Raw genomic sequence first — 16,440 nt, 5'->3', positions numbered from 1 at the left:
GATCAGGCGGTCCATCCGGGGCCCCTCAAAACGACCGGAGCGTATGAGTTCGGGGCTTCCCGGATGAACCGCTTGCTGAGGATTACTGCGAACCGCGGACAATCCGGTGCCACGCCGCACGATGGCGACGTGGCACCGGCTGTTGGCCCGAAGGGTGATCCGTCCGCGGACGGGGTTTACGCCGCCAGCCCCTGCGCGGACGGACGCGAACGGACCTGCAGGCGACCACTACGCCGCAGGGCAACAAGGGCCAGCAGCCCCACGGTCAGCAGCAGCACAGTAGCCGGTGCCGACACGGCAGTGGGGGCATCCGCTCGCATGAAGGCGCTGGAACTCGAGATCGTGAGATCGCCCGCCAGGACAGACCCGCCGGTGAGGCCCAGACCTTCCAGCAAACCACCGACGAGACCACCAGTCCCGATACCGGCGAAGTCCAGCAGCGAAGCAATATTCACCGCCTCCAGGCTCAGCCGCAGGACATTGACATCGATCCCTTTCTCCTCGACACCATCACCCGTTACGGTCTGCTCATCAAGGAACAACGAGATTCCGGCAAGGCCGGCCGGGAGTGCCAGGTCCACTTCGCCAGAGGCGGACACGTCGAGATCCACGTTAGTGCCCGCGATCTGGAGGCCCAGATCAGCCAGGTGCGAACTACCGGTCGCCACCAGCGATCCGTGCTCTCCGCTGACGGTTGCCTCCGATCCGAGCGCAGAGGCGGACAGTCCAATCAGCGGGTCAAGCAACGGCAAATCCACCAGGCTCAGGCCAAGACCCGCGACCTCGGCACTGGCCGATGTGGTCCGGATACCACTGCCCCCGTCAACGTCGGAACTCGCAGTGGCGTTCAGGATGCCAGTACTCAGGTTGGCCAACGGCGAAGCGTCGACGTTCAGCCCGGCAGTTTGCGCGGTTTCATCATAAGTGCCCGGAGCCGTACCGGAAGCCAGTGGTGTGGGCCCCACATCCAGCAGATTGTTACCGAGCACCGAGATGCTCGACGAAATGACGAAGGCCTCGCTTTCGGCCTCGATAACCGATGCATGGGCCGGTGCAACAGCCAGGGCCGAGAACAGCAGTGCTGTGGCCGCATGGGCGCGGAACTTGCTCTTGGTGTGAATCATGATCCCTTCTCCATAGTTTGCCTGGTGGCCCTATAGCAAAAGCAAGCTCCATTCCAAATTCTGTTTCTATTTAAAAATCCACTACTTACAAACCGACCGACGATCGCCGCCGGGACCGACTGTTAAGAAAACTGACACAGTTCACAGTATTCCTGCGACGGGCCGAGGGCGCAGAAGGCCCGTGCCCCTGCCCGACCTCGAACACCGCGCCCGGCGCCGGGCAGGCGCCCGCAATGGCAGGCCGACAGGCCCCCGGGGAGACGCTGATTGAATCGCACGTCCGCGTGGGTGCCCCCTGTTGTCCGAGACAAGGCGCGTCGTGCAGCGGATAGTGGTTCTACCCGCCCGTTTTCGATGGATTCGGGGCGCAACGCAGGATCGGGCCATATTCATTCAGAATCGGGGGGCACCAGCCCCGCAAGCCAGTGAAAGGAGGGGCTCGGCCGCCCGTTGTTGATCAAAACGGGCGCGGGAACGGCGTTGCGGTTCTCCTGTAGCAGAATGACTGCACGGCCGTCACCGCGCATTAAACGCACGCAAAAGCGAGTCGAGCGCGGACGTGCGATTCAATCGCGTCTCCCTAGAGGATGCCCTCGATCGCACCACGGAGTTCGCCGGAGTCCGGGCCGACCCGGCTGGGGAAGTGCGCAACCACCCGACCTTCCCGGTCGACCACGTACTTGTGGAAGTTCCAGCGCGGGGCGTCGGCCTGACGCGCCAGCTCACGAAAGATCGGGTGCGCATCGTGACCGCGCACGCCAATCGGCCGGAACATGTCGAAGGTCACGCCGAAGTTCTGGAAACAGACCCGCGCAGTCTCGGCCTCGTCGTCCGCCTCCTGGTTGAAGTCATGCGAGGGGAAGCCGACCACCTTCAGCCCCTGGTCGCGGTAATCGCGGTGAAGCCGTTCCAGGCCACCGAACTGATCGGTGTAACCACAGTGGCTGGCCGTGTTAACGATCAGCAGCGGTTCGCCCTGGAACCGCTCCTGCAGATTGACGATCTCGGACGAATGCAGGCGGCCGATTTCGTGCTCGAACAGGGCCGACCGATCCGGCTCCGTGGCAACGGCAACCGCCGCACACAGCGGGGACAACGCCAGGGCCAGCAACCGCGCAGACAGGGACATCGCAATGCTCCGATTGAAGAATGACATTATGACCACGCCCGCGTCCCCGGGTTCTCCCGGGGGGAACACCGATTCATGAACACACCCGCCACCGCGTTCAACCACAACACAGGCTCCCGGGAGCCTGTCGGATTCGGGGATGATCTGCTGCGTGGGTATGCCCCAGTGCCGGGCCGGGGGTGGTGTTCCGACGGCCCGGGACCGACACTATGGGCACGCGGCAGATGACCGCGAGGACTGCAAACCGCGTACCGCGCGGCCCACTTGGGCAAAGGAAGGAGATACCTGCATGCTGCTGGCCCTGCTATTGATGATCGCGCTGCTGCTGGCAGCCGGTGCCGTGCTGATCTGGCAGGTCAGCATCATCTTCAGCATCGAGATCAAGGACGGGCAACCGCGGGTCCGCCGCGGCGGTCCGCCCAAGGCCTTCCAGCACACGGCGCGGGACGTGGTTCGCCGCTACGGCATCCAGCAGGGCCGCCTGACCGCCGTGCGCCGCCAGCAGGGGCTGCAACTGCGCGGATCGGCCTCGATACCCCGAGAGGCCAGATCCGAACTGCAGCACGCCCTGCAGCGCATCAAGGTAGGCCGCAAGCGCCGCAAGAAGCGGCGCTGACCGAAGCCGTGCCCGTGGCTTGCGCCCCCGCGCCCACTCTCACGCCCGGGGAGACCGGCCGCTACACCGGGGCCTGGTTCGTCTACCTGCTGGAATGTGCGGGTGGGCGCATCTACACCGGGGTAACACCGCGTCTGGCCGCCCGCATGGTCGCCCATGGCAGCGGACGCGGTGCCCGTTTCACCCGGATGCACCGCCCGCGGCAGCTGCTCGCCGCGCGGCCTTTCAGCTCCCGTGGCGAGGCGCTGCGCATGGAACTGCGCATCAAGCGCTACAGCCCCGCCGCCAAGCGGGCCCTCGCCCGCGACTGGGCGAACGCCGCCAGCGTCTGCCGGCTGCCCTCGGCGACGTGACTACTCCAGCGGCTGCTGGCGCGAGTGCCGGAACTGCTCCTGCACCGAGGCGGAGGGCTTGCCGGTCAGCAGGCTCACCACGACGATGGCCACGGTCGCGAAGATGAAACCGGGCAGCAGTTCGTAGACGTCGAACAGCCCGCCCTCGGCCTGGTTCCAGAGGATCACGGTAACCGCGCCGACCACCATGCCGGCCAGCGCCCCGTTGCGCGTCATCCGCGACCAGTACAGCGCGAGGATGATCACCGGGCCGAAGGCCGCGCCAAAGCCGCCCCAGGCGTAGGCCACCAGGTCCAGCACCCCGGCCTCCGGCGCCATCGCCAGCAGCAGGGCCACCAGCGACACGCCCAGCACGGCGGCGCGGCTGATCCACACCAGCTCGGTCGCCCCCGCCTCGGTGCGCAGGATGCCGCGGTAGAAGTCGTTGGTGATCGCACTGGCGGAGACGATCAGCTGCGAGTCGATGGTGCTCATGATCGCGGCGAGGATCGCTGCCATCAGGATGCCCGCCACCCACGGATTGAACAGCGCGCGGATCAGCTCGATCAGCACGGTCTCGCCGTCCGCCAGCGGCGCGTCGGCAAAGTAGGCGATCCCCATGTAGCCCGTAGCCACCGCGCCGATCAGGGCCAGGACCATCCAGGTCATGCCGATCAGCGTGGCGCGCGGCACGTCGCGCTCGGAGCGCAGCGCCATGAAGCGCGCCAGGATATGCGGCTGGCCGAAATAGCCCAGCCCCCAGGCCAGCAGCGAGATCATGCCGAGGAAGGTCATGCCCTGCAGCACCTGCACATGCGTCGGATCCACGGCGACGACCTCGCTCTGCACACTGCCCCAGCCACCGACCAGCACCACCGCGAACATCGGCACCACCAGGAGCGTCAGGAACATCAGGATGCCCTGCAGGAAGTCGGTCCAGCTGACCGCCAGGAAGCCGCCGAGGAAGGTATAGCTGATGATCACGATGGCGCCGACCCACACGGCGGTCTCGTAGTCCATGCCGAACGAGCTCTGGAACAGCAGCCCGCCCCCGACCAGCCCGGCGGAGATGTACAGGGTGAAGAACACCAGGATCACGATCGCGGAGACCACGCGCAGGATACGCGTGCGGTCCTCGAAGCGGTTCTCGAGGAAATCCGGGATGGTCAGGGAGTCCTTCGCCAGCGCGGTGAAGCGGCGCAGGCGCCCGGCCACGAACAGCCAGTTCAGCAGCGCCCCGACCACCAGCCCCACCCCGATCCATAACTCGGACAGGCCGGACACGTAGATCGCACCGGGGAGCCCCAGCAGCAGCCACCCGCTCATGTCCGAGGCCCCGGCACTCAGCGCGGCCACCCCCGGTCCCAGGCGGCGCCCGCCAAGTACGTAGTCCGAGAGCGTGGTGGTCGTGCGGTAGGCCGCGATCCCGAGGACCAGCATGGCCGCCAGATAGGCGGCAAAGGTCACCAGGGTAGGCATCGGCATGTTGATATCCATGGAGCATCTCCTTGTATCAGGCCGAAGGCCCTTGTTGTGTCGTTCGCGTCTGGGTCGAGTGTAGAGGACGCATCCGCATTCGGCGGTGCCCCCGAGGTGTCTCTCAGTCGGCCGCCGCCAGCAGGCTGGCGTTGCCGCCGGCGGCCGTCGTATCGATGCACAGGTGGCGCTCCACCACAAAGCGTTCGGGCGCGATCAGGGCGGTTTCCAGCGCAATGATCGGTCCGTCGCGCTGTGCCAGCGCCTGACGCAGCGCTCGGGTCCAGTCGCTCGCGCCGGCTGCGGCCACCGCGACCAGCCCCTCCAGCGCGGCCAGTGTGTCCGGTTCCAGCGCGCCGTCGATCCCGACCAGCGGTACGCCCTTCCCGCGCAGCGCGCGCGCCGCGCGCTCGGCCCCCGGCGCCAGCATGATCACCGGGCAGCCCGCCCCCAGCGCCTGCACCGCCTGCGCCAGCGCGATCTCCGCACCCGGGCCCAGGCAGAGCACCGGGCCGCGGGGATACAGGCGCAGGCGATTGCTCTCGCCGGTCGGGCCCGGCAGCGTCTGCGGGCTCGTGTCGAAGGCCGCGGTCTCCGCCAGAGCCTTGCGCAGCAGACCCGTGCGCTCGGGCAGCGCCTCGCGCAACAGGTGCATGCGGTCGGTGCGCTTGGCCCAATCGCTCCCGTCCAGGTCGTCGAGGGCCTGCTGCAGGCGCTGTGGGGCCACCCACCCCGCCGGCGCGCCCGCTCCCGGGGGTTCCGGCAGCTCCGTGGCAACAGATGCGCGACGGGCGAAACGGGTCAGGTACAGCGGCCCGCCCGCCTTCGGCCCGGTGCCAGAGAGCCCCTCGCCGCCGAACGGCTGCGAGCCGACGATGGCGCCGATCTGGTTGCGATTGACGTACTGGTTGCCCACGCGCAGGCGTTCCACGACCTGCTGCACGCGGTCGTCGATGCGGGTGTGCAGACCGAAGGTCAGGCCGTAGCCGCGGGCATTGATGGCATCCACCACCGCGTCCAGCTCGCGGGCCCGAAAACGCGCCACGTGCAGCACCGGTCCGAACACCTCGCGTTCCAGCTCGCCAATCCCGGACAGCCGGACGATGGACGGTGCGACAAAGCGGCCTTGCTCCGGCACCGGCAGGGACTTCAGCAGCCGCCCCTGCTCCTCCTGCGCCCGCAGGTAGTCACGGATATCCGCCTGCGCCTCGGCATCGATCACCGGCGAGACGTCGGTCGCCAGCTGCCAGGGATCGCCGATGCTCAGCGCGTCCATCGCGCCCTGCAGCATCTCCAGCAGGCGGTCGTGGGCCTCGTCCTGCACATAGAGCATGCGCAGCGCCGAGCAGCGCTGCCCGGCGGACTGGAAGGCGGAGGCCAGGATGTCGCGTACCGCCTGCTCGGTCAGCGCCGAGCTGTCCACGATCATCGCGTTCAACCCGCCGGTCTCGGCGATCAGGACCGCATCCGGCCCGGCGTTGTCCGCCAGGCTGCGGTGAATCCGCTGCGCGACCTCGGTGGAGCCGGTAAAGCAGACCCCGGCAATGCGCGGGTCGGCGGTCAGCGGCCCGCCCACCGTCGGGCCATCACCCGGCAGCAGCTGCAGGGCCGACTGCGGGAGACCGGCCGCACGCATCAGCTCGACCGCGCGGGCGGCGATCAGCGGGGTCTGCTCGGCCGGCTTGGCAACCACGGTATTGCCCATGGCCAGGGCCGCGGCGACCTGCCCGGTGAAGATCGCCAGGGGGAAATTCCACGGACTGATGCAGACGAACACGCCGCGTGGCTCCAGCTCCGCCTCCTGCCCCAGGCGTTCGGCCTCGCCCGCGTAGTAGCGCAGGAAATCGGCCGCCTCGCGCACCTCGGCAATGCCGTCCCAGACGGTTTTGCCGGCCTCGCGGTTGGCCAGTGCGATCAGTTCCGGGGCGTGTTCCTCGTAACGATCCGCGATCGCCCGCAGCAGGTCGGCGCGCGCCTTCACCGGGTGCGCCGACCAGTCGACGAACCCGGACAGGGCCGCCCCCAGCGCCTGTTCGACCTCCTCCGCCGTGGCCTCGCGGACCTCACCGACCGCGGCACCGGGATCGGCGGGGGAGAACGCGGCGCGCGGCGCGCCCTGCGCCGCGTGACCCTCCACCAGCATGGGCGCCGCCTGCCACTGGGTCTGCGCGAATGCCTCGCGCGCGGTCAGCAGCGGCAGGATGGAGGCCGGCTCGTTGACGCGGTATCCGCGCGAGTTCTGTCGCTGTGGCCGGTAGAGATCGACCGGGTCACGGATGGCCGGGTTGGCCACGGCGTCGCCCAGCGCGTCGAGGTCGGCGAGTGGATCACGCGCGATCTCCGCGGGCGGGATGCTGCTGTCCACCACCTGGTTGACGAACGAGCTGTTGGCGCCATTCTCCAGCAGGCGCCGCACCAGGTAGGCCAGCAGGTCGCGGTGCGCCCCCACCGGCGCGTAGATGCGGCAGCGGGTGCCGGCGGTCGCCTTGACGATCGCGTGCACCGATTCCCCCATGCCGTGCAGACGCTGGAATTCGAAGCTCTCGCGGGCGTCGCCGGCCATCGCCAACACCGCCGCGCAGGTGTGCGCGTTGTGGGTGGCGAACTGCGGGTAGATGCGGTCGCGGCGGTCCAGCAGCATCTGCGCACAGGCGATGTAGCTGACATCCGTGTTGACCTTGCGGGTGAAGACCGGGAAGCGCTCCACGCCCAGCTCCTGGGCCTGCTTGATCTCGGTATCCCAGTAGGCGCCCTTGACCAGACGCACCATGATGCGCCGGTCCAGCCGCTGCGCCAGCGCATACAGCGCCTCGATCACCGGGGCCGCGCGGCGGCCGTAGGCCTGCACGACCACGCCGAAGCCGTCCCAGCCCTCCAGCTCCGGGTCCGCCAGCAGGGCCTCGATCACATCCAGCGACAGGTCCAGACGGTCCTGCTCCTCGGCGTCGATATTGAACCCGATGCCGGCACGCGCGGCCTGCCGCGCCAGCTCCCGCGCCCGCGGCACCAGCTCCGCCATGACCGTCGCGCACTGGGTGTACTCGTAGCGCGGGTGCAGCGCGGAGAGCTTGACCGAGATGCCGGGGCTGGAGCGCACGTCGCCCTGCGCCTGGTTCGCGATCTCGGCGATCGCCGTGGCATAGGCCTGGTGATAGCGGCGGGCATCGGCATCGGTGCGCGCGGCCTCGCCCAGCATGTCGTAGGAGTAGGTGTAGCCCTCGCGTTCCATCTCGCGGGCATTGCGCATGCCCCGGGCGATGGTCTCGCCGAGCACGAACTGGCGACCGAGCAGCTTCATCGACTGTGCGACGGCCGTGCGCACCAGCGGCTCGCCGACGCGCCGGATCAGGCCACGCAGCGCGGCGGCCGGGCGCTGCGGATCGTCGTTCAGCATCTTGCCGGTCAACATCAGCGCCCAGGTGGAGGTATTCACCAGCGGAGACGACGAATGCCCGAGGTGGGCCGCCCAGTCGGAGGGCTCGATCTTGTCCTGGATCAGCTCGTCGATGGTCTCGGCATCCGGCACCCGCAGCAGCGCCTCCGCCAGGCACATCAGCCCAACTCCCTCCTCGGTGGACAGGCCGTACTCGGCCAGGAAGCTCTCCATCATCGATGGCGTGGTCTCGGCGCGTACCCGCTCGACGATGCGCGCGGCTTCGGTGGCAATCCGCACGCGGGCCTCGGCATCCAGCCGGATGCCGCCGCGCAACTCCCGCAGTACGGCCGCCTCGTCGGCCGTGCAGGCCTCACGGATGCGGGCACGGTGGGGATCGGGCGCCGGGTGCGGGCGGGTGTGGGGCTGCGTCATCGGCCTGCTCCTGCGGTGTCGGGGTTGGCTCGACCGGGCGCCGGTCTCTGACTGGAAGCATAGACGGGCGCGCCCGGGACCCCCGAGGGCCCCAGGGTCACAGATGCCCCGTCTTCACGTAGATCAGGGTCTCCTGTTCCACCCAGGGGTTGTGTTCGCTGAGGTGCGGGCTGCGCATCCAGGTACCGGCTGGGTAGCGTCCGTGCTCGTCAATGAACTCGCCGGACAGCACCAGGATCTCCTCCCCGCCCCAATGCCGATGGGGCTGGAAATGTTCGCCAACCGGCCAGTGCACCAGTGCGGTGTGTTCGGTCCCGAAGCTGTGCAAATGCAGGACCCGCAGCCCGCCAATACCCGGCTGGAACGGCGCCGAACGGGTATCCACCACCACCTTGTCGCGGTCCTCCGGGGCGAACTGCTCGAGCTTCACGAACAATGTGCAGCCGGGGTCCGAGTGCGGCGCGTGGCGGGACCCGGGCGGGTTGCGCAGGTAGGTGCCAGCGGGATAGTCCCCGTCCTCGTCGGAGAACACGCCGTCCAGCACCAGGATCTCTTCGCCCAGCGCGTGGGTGTGCGGCGGGAAGCGGGCTGGAACTGCACGACGCTGGTGGCGCGGCCCGCTTCCGCCAGCTCGCGTTCCAGCGGCTTGCGCACCACGCCTTCGGCGCGGCTGCCGCTCCACGACATGGCGGCCGTCTCCACCACCACCGGCTGTTGCAGATCCAGATTCAGGGCTTCCATCGCGCGCTCCGTTCACCTCCCCAGTCGAACACGCGACCCGCTGTTAGTTCCTGGACAGGGAGCAGGCGCTCAGTGGTGGTGCCCCTCATGCCCCGGATGATGACCGTGATGGTTATGATGGCCGCCCCCGGAATGCGCCCCTGGCGAGCCACCGGACTCGCCCTGATAGCCACGGGCCTCTCGATAGCGCGCCTTCTGCTCCGCGTCGAGCAGCGCGTCCATCTCCAGGTGGTAGGACAGATGCACGTGGCGCAGGCGGCCACGCAGCTCGCCGATCTCGACGGTCAGCGACTCGATGGTCGCGCTGCTGATCCCGCCCTCCGCGAAGCGCGCATCCAGTTCCCGCTCCCGCTCCACGATGCGTCGGCCGATATCGCGCGCCTGCTCCCGCATCGCCACGAACAGGCGCTCGGTCTCGCGCCGCTGCTCGGGCGTCAGCTCCAGCGAATCGGCCACCTCCAGCACATGCATTGGCCCCGGATAGTCATGCAGCTCGGCCGGCAGCGCCATGCCCATACCCCGGCCTTCCAGCAGATCCTCGGTCTCCTGCGCGGAGAGTGCCTTGATCTCGCGTGCCTGCAATTCGGAGTACGGATTGGCCGCAGCCGGCGCCGCAACGACCAGGGCAAGCCCCACAACCAGCCACCCGGAAAAGCGGAATACGCACTCCATGGCAGACTCCTCAACAATGGAAAGGGTTCGCATTGTAGCCCTCGGAGCGCGGGATCACCCCAGGTCGTTTCGGCAGCCGCCACGCCGTTCCAGACCGGTTTCGGATCCACAGCGGCCGCCCGAGCGCTGGGTTCGATAAGTTGCGGGATGAATACCCGGTTTTCCGACATCCAGCGCGTTGGGCCGCGGGTGCGGGTGCTACCCACCCGCCTTTGATTGTAAGGTTGCCATTGCGTCCAGGACGCTCACCAGGGGAATGCGGATGAGCATCATCTATATGCCGGGGCTGATCCGTGTCTGACCCATTCCGGGTCGTCGTCTGCCCGGACAGCTACAAGGGAAGTCTCGAGGCCGAGAACGTAGCGGCCGCCATGGCCCGGGGCGTGCACGCGGCCCGCCCGGATGCCCGGGTACGCGCCCTGCCCATGGCCGATGGTGGCGAGGGCACGGCCCGCCTGGTCAGCCACACCCTCGGCTGGGCCTGGCACCTGTCCGACGTGACCAGCCCCACCGGTGCCCACTTGAGCGCCGGCTGGGGCTGCGATCATCGCGAGCGGCGCGCGGTGATCGATGTCGCCTCCGCCTGCGGCCTGGACCGGATCCCCGACGATCGCCACAACCCCTGGCAACTCCACAGCTTCGGGGTCGGCGAGTTGATGCGGGCCGCTCTGGACGCGGGCGCCGAACACCTGCTGATCGGTCTCGGCGGCAGCGGCACGGTGGACGGCGGCGCGGGCATGCTGGCCGCGCTGGGCGTGCGTTTCCTCGATGCCCAGGGGCGGCGCCTGCCGCCCCACCCCGAGGCCCTCGCGGATCTCCAACAGGCGGACTTCGACTGGCTGGACCCGCGCCTGGCCCGCGTCGACATCACCATCCTGAACGACGTCGACAACCCGCTGACCGGGCCGCATGGCGCGGCGGCCGTGTTCGGACCGCAAAAGGGTCTGGAGACCGCGGACATCCCGGCCATGGATGCCCACATGGAGCGCCTGGCCGCCGCGATCGAGGCAGCCGGGCAGTTGCAGCGGCCCGTCGACACCCCGGGGGCCGGCGCCGCGGGCGGGCTCGGCTTCGCACTGGACTGCGTCCTCGGCGGTCGCGCCCGCATGGGCGCCGGCTACCTGGCCGAGCTGATCGGACTGGCTGCCGCACTGCGGGAGGCCGACCTGGTCATCACCGGCGAGGGCCGGCTCGACGGGCAGACCGCGCACGGCAAGGTCGTCGCCGAAGTGCTGCGTCGCGCCCGCGCGCAGCAGGTGCCGGTCGTGGCGGTGGCCGGCTCCATCGCCTGCGACCCGGCCGAACTGGCCGCCCTTGGCCTAAGCGATGCCCGCGCCCTGTGCGACGGCAGCATCACCCTGGACGCAGCCCTGGCCCACCCCGCGCGCTACATCGCCGAGCGCACCCGCACTCTGGTCGAGGCCCGTCACCCGACCGATTCACCATCCGCACCGGACTGAACATCATTCCACTGAACGCGCTCGTACGTGATGACGTTGAGCTGGGAGGCCGGGCGCCTGGCGTCAGACGGCGACGTCGGCCAGGTGGCCCTTGCCTTCCAGCCAGGCACGGCGTTCAGCCGCGCGCTTCTTGCCGAGCAGCATGTCCATCAGTTGCTGGGTGTCGTCGGCGGCATCCAGCGTTAGCTGGACCAGGCGCCGCGTATCCGGATTCATGGTGGTCTCGCGCAGTTGCAGCGGGTTCATCTCGCCCAGGCCCTTGAAGCGGGTCACGGCGACCTTGCCCTTCATCTTCTCCGCCTCGATGCGTTCCAGCACGCCGGCCTTCTCGGCGTCGTCCAGCGCGTAGAAGGTCTGCTTGCCGACATCCACGCGGTACAGCGGCGGCATCGCGATGTAGATATGCCCGCGCTCCACCAGCGGACGGAAGTGCTTCAGGAACAGCGCGCACAGGAGGGTGGCGATGTGCGCGCCGTCGGAGTCGGCGTCGGCCAGGATGCAGACCTTGCCGTAACGCAGCCCGTCGAGGCTGGCCTGGCCCGGGTCCACCCCCAGGGCCACGGAGATGTCATGGATCTCCTGGGAACCCAGCACCTGGTCGGGATCGACCTCCCAGGAGTTCAGGATCTTGCCGCGCAGGGGCATGATCGCCTGGAATTCGCGGTCGCGCGCCTGCTTGGCGGAACCACCGGCGGAGTCGCCCTCGACCAGAAACAGCTCGGTGCGCTCCAGGTCCTGGCTGGCGCAGTCGGCCAGCTTGCCCGGCAGGGTCGGGCCCTGGGTGACCTTCTTGCGCACCACCTTGCGCCCGGCGCGGCTGCGCTTCTGCGCGCTCTGGATCGCCAGCTCGGCGATGCGCTCGCCCTGCTGCGGGTGCTGGTTCAGCCACAGGCTGAACGCGTCCTTGACCACGCCGGAGACAAACGGCGCGGCCTGGCGCGAGGACAGGCGCTCCTTGGTCTGCCCGGCAAACTGCGGGTCCTGCATCTTGAACGACAGCACGCTGGCGACCCGCTCCCAGACATCCTCCGGCGCCAGCTTGATGCCGCGCGGCAGCAGGCTGCGAAACTCGCAGAACTCGCGCACGGCGTCGGTCAAACCCGTGCGCAGGCCGTTCACATGCGTCCCGCCCTGGGTGGTCGGGATCAGGTTCACGTAGCTCTCGCTGACCACCTCGCCGCCCTCCGGCAACCAGGTGACCGCCCAGTCGGCGGCCTCGGTGGCCCCGGAGACCGAGCCCATGAACGGCTCCTCGGGCACGCACTCCAGGCCATCCAGGGCCTCCACCAGATAGTCGCGAAGCCCCGCCTGATAGCACCACTCGCAGGCCTCGCCGGTGATCGCGTCGCGGAAGGTGACGGTCAGACCCGGGCACAGCACGGCCTTGGCGCGCAGGATGTGCTTGAGCTTCGGCACCGAGAACTTCGCCGAGTCGAAGTACTGCGGGTCCGGCCAGAAGTGCAGCGTGGTGCCGGTATTGCGCTTGCCGACCTCTCCTACCGTCTCCAGGTCCTGCGTCTTGTGGCCGCCGGCGAAGGCCATGCGGTACTCGCGACCGTCGCGCTTGATCTGCACCTCGAGCTGCTGCGACAGCGCATTGACCACCGAGACGCCCACCCCGTGCAGACCGCCGGAGAACTGGTAGTTCTTGTCGGAGAACTTCCCGCCCGCATGCAGCGTGGACAGGATCACCTCGACCCCCGGACGGTTCTCGCGCGGGTGAAGATCCACCGGCATGCCGCGGCCGTCATCCGACACGGAGACCGAGTCGTCCTTGTGCAGGACCACGTCGATCCGCTTCGCGTGGCCGCTGATCGCCTCGTCCACCGAATTGTCGATCACCTCCTGCGCCAGATGGTTCGGGCGGGTGGTGTCGGTGTACATGCCCGGGCGCTTGCGCACCGGGTCCAGCCCCTCGAGGACCTCGATATCGGATGCGGAATAGCTCACACAGGAACCCCTTTATGGATCATGCCCTCGCCGCCGGCCCCGTCGACCGGAAAGACACCGTCATGGCGAGGGGCAAAGCGACGAAGCAGGCTTCTGATCCGCCCCCGCACCAGACTGCCAGCGTTCAGCCCGATGGCTTCTCGGCTGCCTCGCCTCGCAATCACCGCGCAATCCACAGGGCACGCGTATGCACAGCCGATGCGGCGCGCCTCGCGGCAGCGGGTGGGCGGCCTGGTGCGCAGCGTACCAAAGCCTGCAGGGAAAAGGCTGCTTGCATTCCCGGGGGCGATCCCAACAATGCACAGCAGATTCCGTATCCAAGTTCTGCAGGAGGTTTCCCATGACCGCAGCCGCGAGCGCAACCAGCGACGACATCCTCGACGTCACCCAGGAGAGCTTCCAGCAAGCCGTGCTGGACGAGTCCCACCGCCGACCGGTGATGGTCGATTTCTGGGCCGCCTGGTGCGGGCCCTGCCAGCAACTGATGCCGCTGCTGCAACAACTGGCCGCACAGTACGCCGGCAAATTCCGCCTGGCCAAGGTCAATAGCGACGAGCAGCAGGCCCTGGCCCAGCAGTACGGTGTGCGCAGCCTGCCCACCGTGATGGTCTTCCGCCACGGCAAGCCGGTGGATCAGTTCATGGGCGTGCAGCCGGAGCCGAACATCCGCGCGCTGATCGACCGCTATCTGGAAAAGCCCTCCGACAAGATCATCGAACAGGCGCGGGAACAGGCCAGCACCGGAGACGTCGACGGGGCCCTGGCCGTGCTCAAGGCTGCGCTCGCGGAAGAGCCCGACAATGGCGACCTGCGCATCGAGCTGGCCCGCGCCCTGGCTCAGTCCGGCGCTGCCGAGGCCGCCGAAGCGGAGCTGAACAAGCTGCCAATGGACCAGCACGAACAGGACGCGGTAAAGGAACTGCGGGCGCGGCTGGTATTCGCCAAAACCGCCGCGGGCATCGACCCGCAGGCGATCGCGCAAGAACTACAGCAGGACAACCCGCGACCCGAAGCGCTGGAACAGATGGCCGCCTACGCGATGCTCTCGGGTCGTGCCGAAGAGGCCCTGGGCCTGTACCTGCAACTGATGAAGCAGCACCGTGCCTACAACGACGGAGCCGGCCAGAAGGGCCTGCTGGCCGCCTTCGAGGTCCTGGGCAGCGACCACCCGCTGGTGGGGCAGTACCGCCGCCAGATGGCCGCGCTGCTGTACTGATCCACCACCCCGGCGCGCCCGACTCAACGGGGCCGGACCCGCAGCCGCCCGGGGGCCTGCCGGGTTTGGGCGAGCGTCGCGGGCGTGGGGCAGCAGATCCACCCCCAGTCCGACAGCCCCCGGGCAGACACCGCGCCCCGGCTTCGTCACCCCGCACAGAACCGGGCTACGGGTCGCGGCGCGGCCGGCAGCGGGATCAATCGCGGCCGAGGATGCGTTCAATCACCGCCTGCGGCTCCTGGTAGCCGGACATCTGCTGCCCGGTGTCGGAAATCAGCGCCGGCGTGCCGCGCAACCCCAGCCGCTGTCCCAGCGCCATGTGTTCATCCTGCGGCGTCGCGCAGCTGCCATCGATGTCGTTCAGCTTGTCGCCCTCCTTGGCCCGATCCATCGCCTCCTCGCGATCATCCGCACACCAGATGCGATTCATGATCTGCGGGGAATCCCGCCCGAGCACCGGGAACATCAGGTAGCGCACCTGGATACCGGCCGCGAGGTACTCAGGGAGGTCCTGGTGGATGTCGCGGCAGAACGGGCAGTTGGGATCGGTGAAGATGTTCAGCACGCCACGGGTGTCCCCGTCCGGCGAGTAGGTCACGAGTTCACGGTCTTCGATCGCCGCGAACATGTCCGCGCGCACACCGCTCAAGGCCTCCTGGGTCAGATTCTCGCGGGTCTCGAGGTCCATCAGCGTGCCCTGCATCAGGTAACGGCCATCCGCGGAGACATAGAAGATGTCGGTCCCGTAGCGCACCGCGTAAATACCGTCGACCGGGGTGGACTGGATGCTGTCGATCTCGGCTCCCGGGATTACCCGGGCCATGGACTCCTCGATGGCCTCGGTGGCCATGAGCGGGGTGCCGAGCACGGCCAGGGCCGTGGCGAGGGGAAGAGCGCGTTTCAGGAACATGGATTCTCTCGTGTTGAAACCGGAATGCGGCGCCAGTCTACCAGCCCCGCGACGGAAGTCCCGGGGCGTCTGTCCGGCAGTAGACGTCAGCCGCGGGGGTGGTGTTCCGCGTGCAGGCTCTGCAGGCGCGCACGGGCCACATGGGTATAGATCTGCGTGGTCGACAGACTGCTGTGGCCCAGCAGCATCTGCACCACGCGCAGATCCGCTCCGTGGTCCAGCAGATGCGTGGCAAATGCATGCCGCAGGGTATGCGGCGACAGCGGCGACTCGATCCCGGCACGCCGGGCGTGGGTCTTGATGCGGTACCAGAAGGCCTGCCGCGTGAGCCCGCCGCCACGACGGGTTACAAACACCGCCTCGCAGGGCGGGTGACCGTCCATCAGCTCCGGCCGTGCCTCGCGCTGATAGCGGGCCAGCCAGTGGGCCGCTTCCTCGCCCAGCGGCACCAGGCGTTCCTTGTCACCCTTGCCGGTAATGCGCACCACGCCCTGGCGGGTGTTCATCTCCGATTGTTCCAGCCCCACCAGTTCGGACACGCGCAGGCCAGTGGCGTACATCAGCTCCAGCATCGCGCGGTCGCGCAGGCCCACCGCGTCTGCGAGATCCGGGGCCCTCAGCAGGGCCTCCACCTGGGCCTCGGACAGGCTGTCCGGCAACGGGCGACCGGCGCGCGGGGATTCGATCCCGGCGCTGGGGTCGTCTTCCCGCTCGCCCTGGTGGACCAGGTAGCGATAGAAACGCCGCAAACTGGACAGGGCGCGGGTCATCGACTTCGGACGCGCCCCCGCCTGCATGCGGGCGCTGACAAACCCCAGGAGGTCGGCGCGGCTGGCCGCCTCCAGGGCCACTCCGCGCCCGATGAGCCAGCGTGCCAGGCCCTCGAGGTCGCGGCGATAGGCCGCCAAGGTGTGATCCGACAGACCCTCGACCGCCCAGAGCTCGTCCAGGAAGCGGTCGAGGGTGTCGGACTGGACCGCCGCTGCAGTCACCGCCCGGGTGCGGC

Annotated in this window: 12 protein-coding genes and 1 pseudogene; 4 read left to right on the top strand and 9 right to left on the bottom strand. The window is 68.5% G+C overall.

Annotated elements, in window-relative coordinates; translation table 11 throughout:
- Positions 1–176: 176 nt before the first annotated feature.
- Positions 177–1,124 carry a hypothetical protein gene (locus G332_RS0111845; protein WP_019627204.1) on the bottom strand — a complete coding sequence of 316 codons (948 nt, stop codon included), beginning with the start codon at positions 1,122–1,124 and terminating at the stop codon, positions 177–179.
- A gap of 580 nt (positions 1,125–1,704) precedes the next feature.
- The gene (locus tag G332_RS0111840) at positions 1,705–2,253 is read right to left on the bottom strand and encodes a glutathione peroxidase (RefSeq protein WP_026340829.1); all 549 of its coding nucleotides are present in this window, start codon (positions 2,251–2,253) and stop codon (positions 1,705–1,707) included.
- A gap of 289 nt (positions 2,254–2,542) precedes the next feature.
- Between G332_RS0111840 and G332_RS0111835 the strand changes: the two genes are divergently transcribed.
- Both G332_RS0111835 and G332_RS0111830 read left to right on the top strand, forming a co-directional pair.
- Entirely contained in the window at positions 2,543–2,869 is a 327-nt protein-coding gene (locus G332_RS0111835) for a DUF3634 family protein (protein WP_019627202.1), read from the top strand.
- A 14-nt stretch (positions 2,870–2,883) separates the two neighbouring features.
- The gene (locus G332_RS0111830; RefSeq protein WP_019627201.1) at positions 2,884–3,222 is read left to right on the top strand and encodes a GIY-YIG nuclease family protein; all 339 of its coding nucleotides are present in this window, start codon (positions 2,884–2,886) and stop codon (positions 3,220–3,222) included.
- Here the strand turns inward: G332_RS0111830 and putP are convergent, their stop codons facing one another.
- The 4 genes and pseudogenes from putP to G332_RS0111810 all read right to left on the bottom strand — a co-directional run bounded on the left by putP (position 3,223) and on the right by G332_RS0111810 (position 9,931).
- Complete coding sequence (gene putP / locus G332_RS0111825; protein ID WP_019627200.1) at positions 3,223–4,698, bottom strand: sodium/proline symporter PutP; 1,476 nt, start codon at positions 4,696–4,698, stop codon at positions 3,223–3,225. It abuts the gene before it with no gap.
- A 103-nt stretch (positions 4,699–4,801) separates the two neighbouring features.
- Positions 4,802–8,485: a bifunctional proline dehydrogenase/L-glutamate gamma-semialdehyde dehydrogenase PutA gene (gene putA, locus G332_RS0111820; protein ID WP_019627199.1), complete on the bottom strand. Its 3,684-nt coding sequence runs from the start codon at positions 8,483–8,485 to the stop codon at positions 4,802–4,804.
- A gap of 97 nt (positions 8,486–8,582) precedes the next feature.
- A pseudogene (locus G332_RS12960) lies at positions 8,583–9,226 on the bottom strand (cupin domain-containing protein).
- 69 nt (positions 9,227–9,295) lie between these two features.
- Entirely contained in the window at positions 9,296–9,931 is a 636-nt protein-coding gene (locus tag G332_RS0111810; RefSeq protein WP_026340828.1) for a Spy/CpxP family protein refolding chaperone, read from the bottom strand.
- Positions 9,932–10,191: 260 nt separating this feature from the next.
- Here G332_RS0111810 and G332_RS0111805 point away from each other — a divergent pair, with 260 nt between their 5' ends.
- The gene (locus G332_RS0111805) at positions 10,192–11,358 is read left to right on the top strand and encodes a glycerate kinase (RefSeq protein ID WP_081619810.1); all 1,167 of its coding nucleotides are present in this window, start codon (positions 10,192–10,194) and stop codon (positions 11,356–11,358) included.
- Between the two features lie 63 nt (positions 11,359–11,421).
- Here the strand turns inward: G332_RS0111805 and parE are convergent, their stop codons facing one another.
- Positions 11,422–13,308, bottom strand: coding sequence for a DNA topoisomerase IV subunit B (gene parE / locus G332_RS0111800; RefSeq protein WP_019627195.1), 1,887 nt, complete (start codon positions 13,306–13,308; stop codon positions 11,422–11,424).
- Between the two features lie 340 nt (positions 13,309–13,648).
- Between parE and trxA the strand changes: the two genes are divergently transcribed.
- Complete coding sequence (gene trxA / locus G332_RS0111795; protein WP_019627194.1) at positions 13,649–14,524, top strand: thioredoxin; 876 nt, start codon at positions 13,649–13,651, stop codon at positions 14,522–14,524.
- 196 nt (positions 14,525–14,720) lie between these two features.
- Here the strand turns inward: trxA and G332_RS0111790 are convergent, their stop codons facing one another.
- Positions 14,721–15,434 (bottom strand): DsbC family protein, encoded by a 714-nt coding sequence (locus G332_RS0111790; protein WP_019627193.1) that lies wholly within the window; start codon positions 15,432–15,434, stop codon positions 14,721–14,723.
- 86 nt (positions 15,435–15,520) lie between these two features.
- Positions 15,521–16,426 carry a site-specific tyrosine recombinase XerD gene (xerD, locus tag G332_RS0111785; RefSeq protein WP_019627192.1) on the bottom strand — a complete coding sequence of 302 codons (906 nt, stop codon included), beginning with the start codon at positions 16,424–16,426 and terminating at the stop codon, positions 15,521–15,523.
- Between the last annotated feature and the right edge of the window lie 14 nt (positions 16,427–16,440).

Origin of the sequence: Thioalkalivibrio sp. ALJT, from assembly GCF_000381825.1 — a bacterium.
Classification (GTDB): domain Bacteria; phylum Pseudomonadota; class Gammaproteobacteria; order Ectothiorhodospirales; family Ectothiorhodospiraceae; genus Thioalkalivibrio.
The sequence above is the reverse complement of the archived record's forward strand: the minus strand, read 5'-3'. Positions and strand labels throughout refer to the sequence as shown.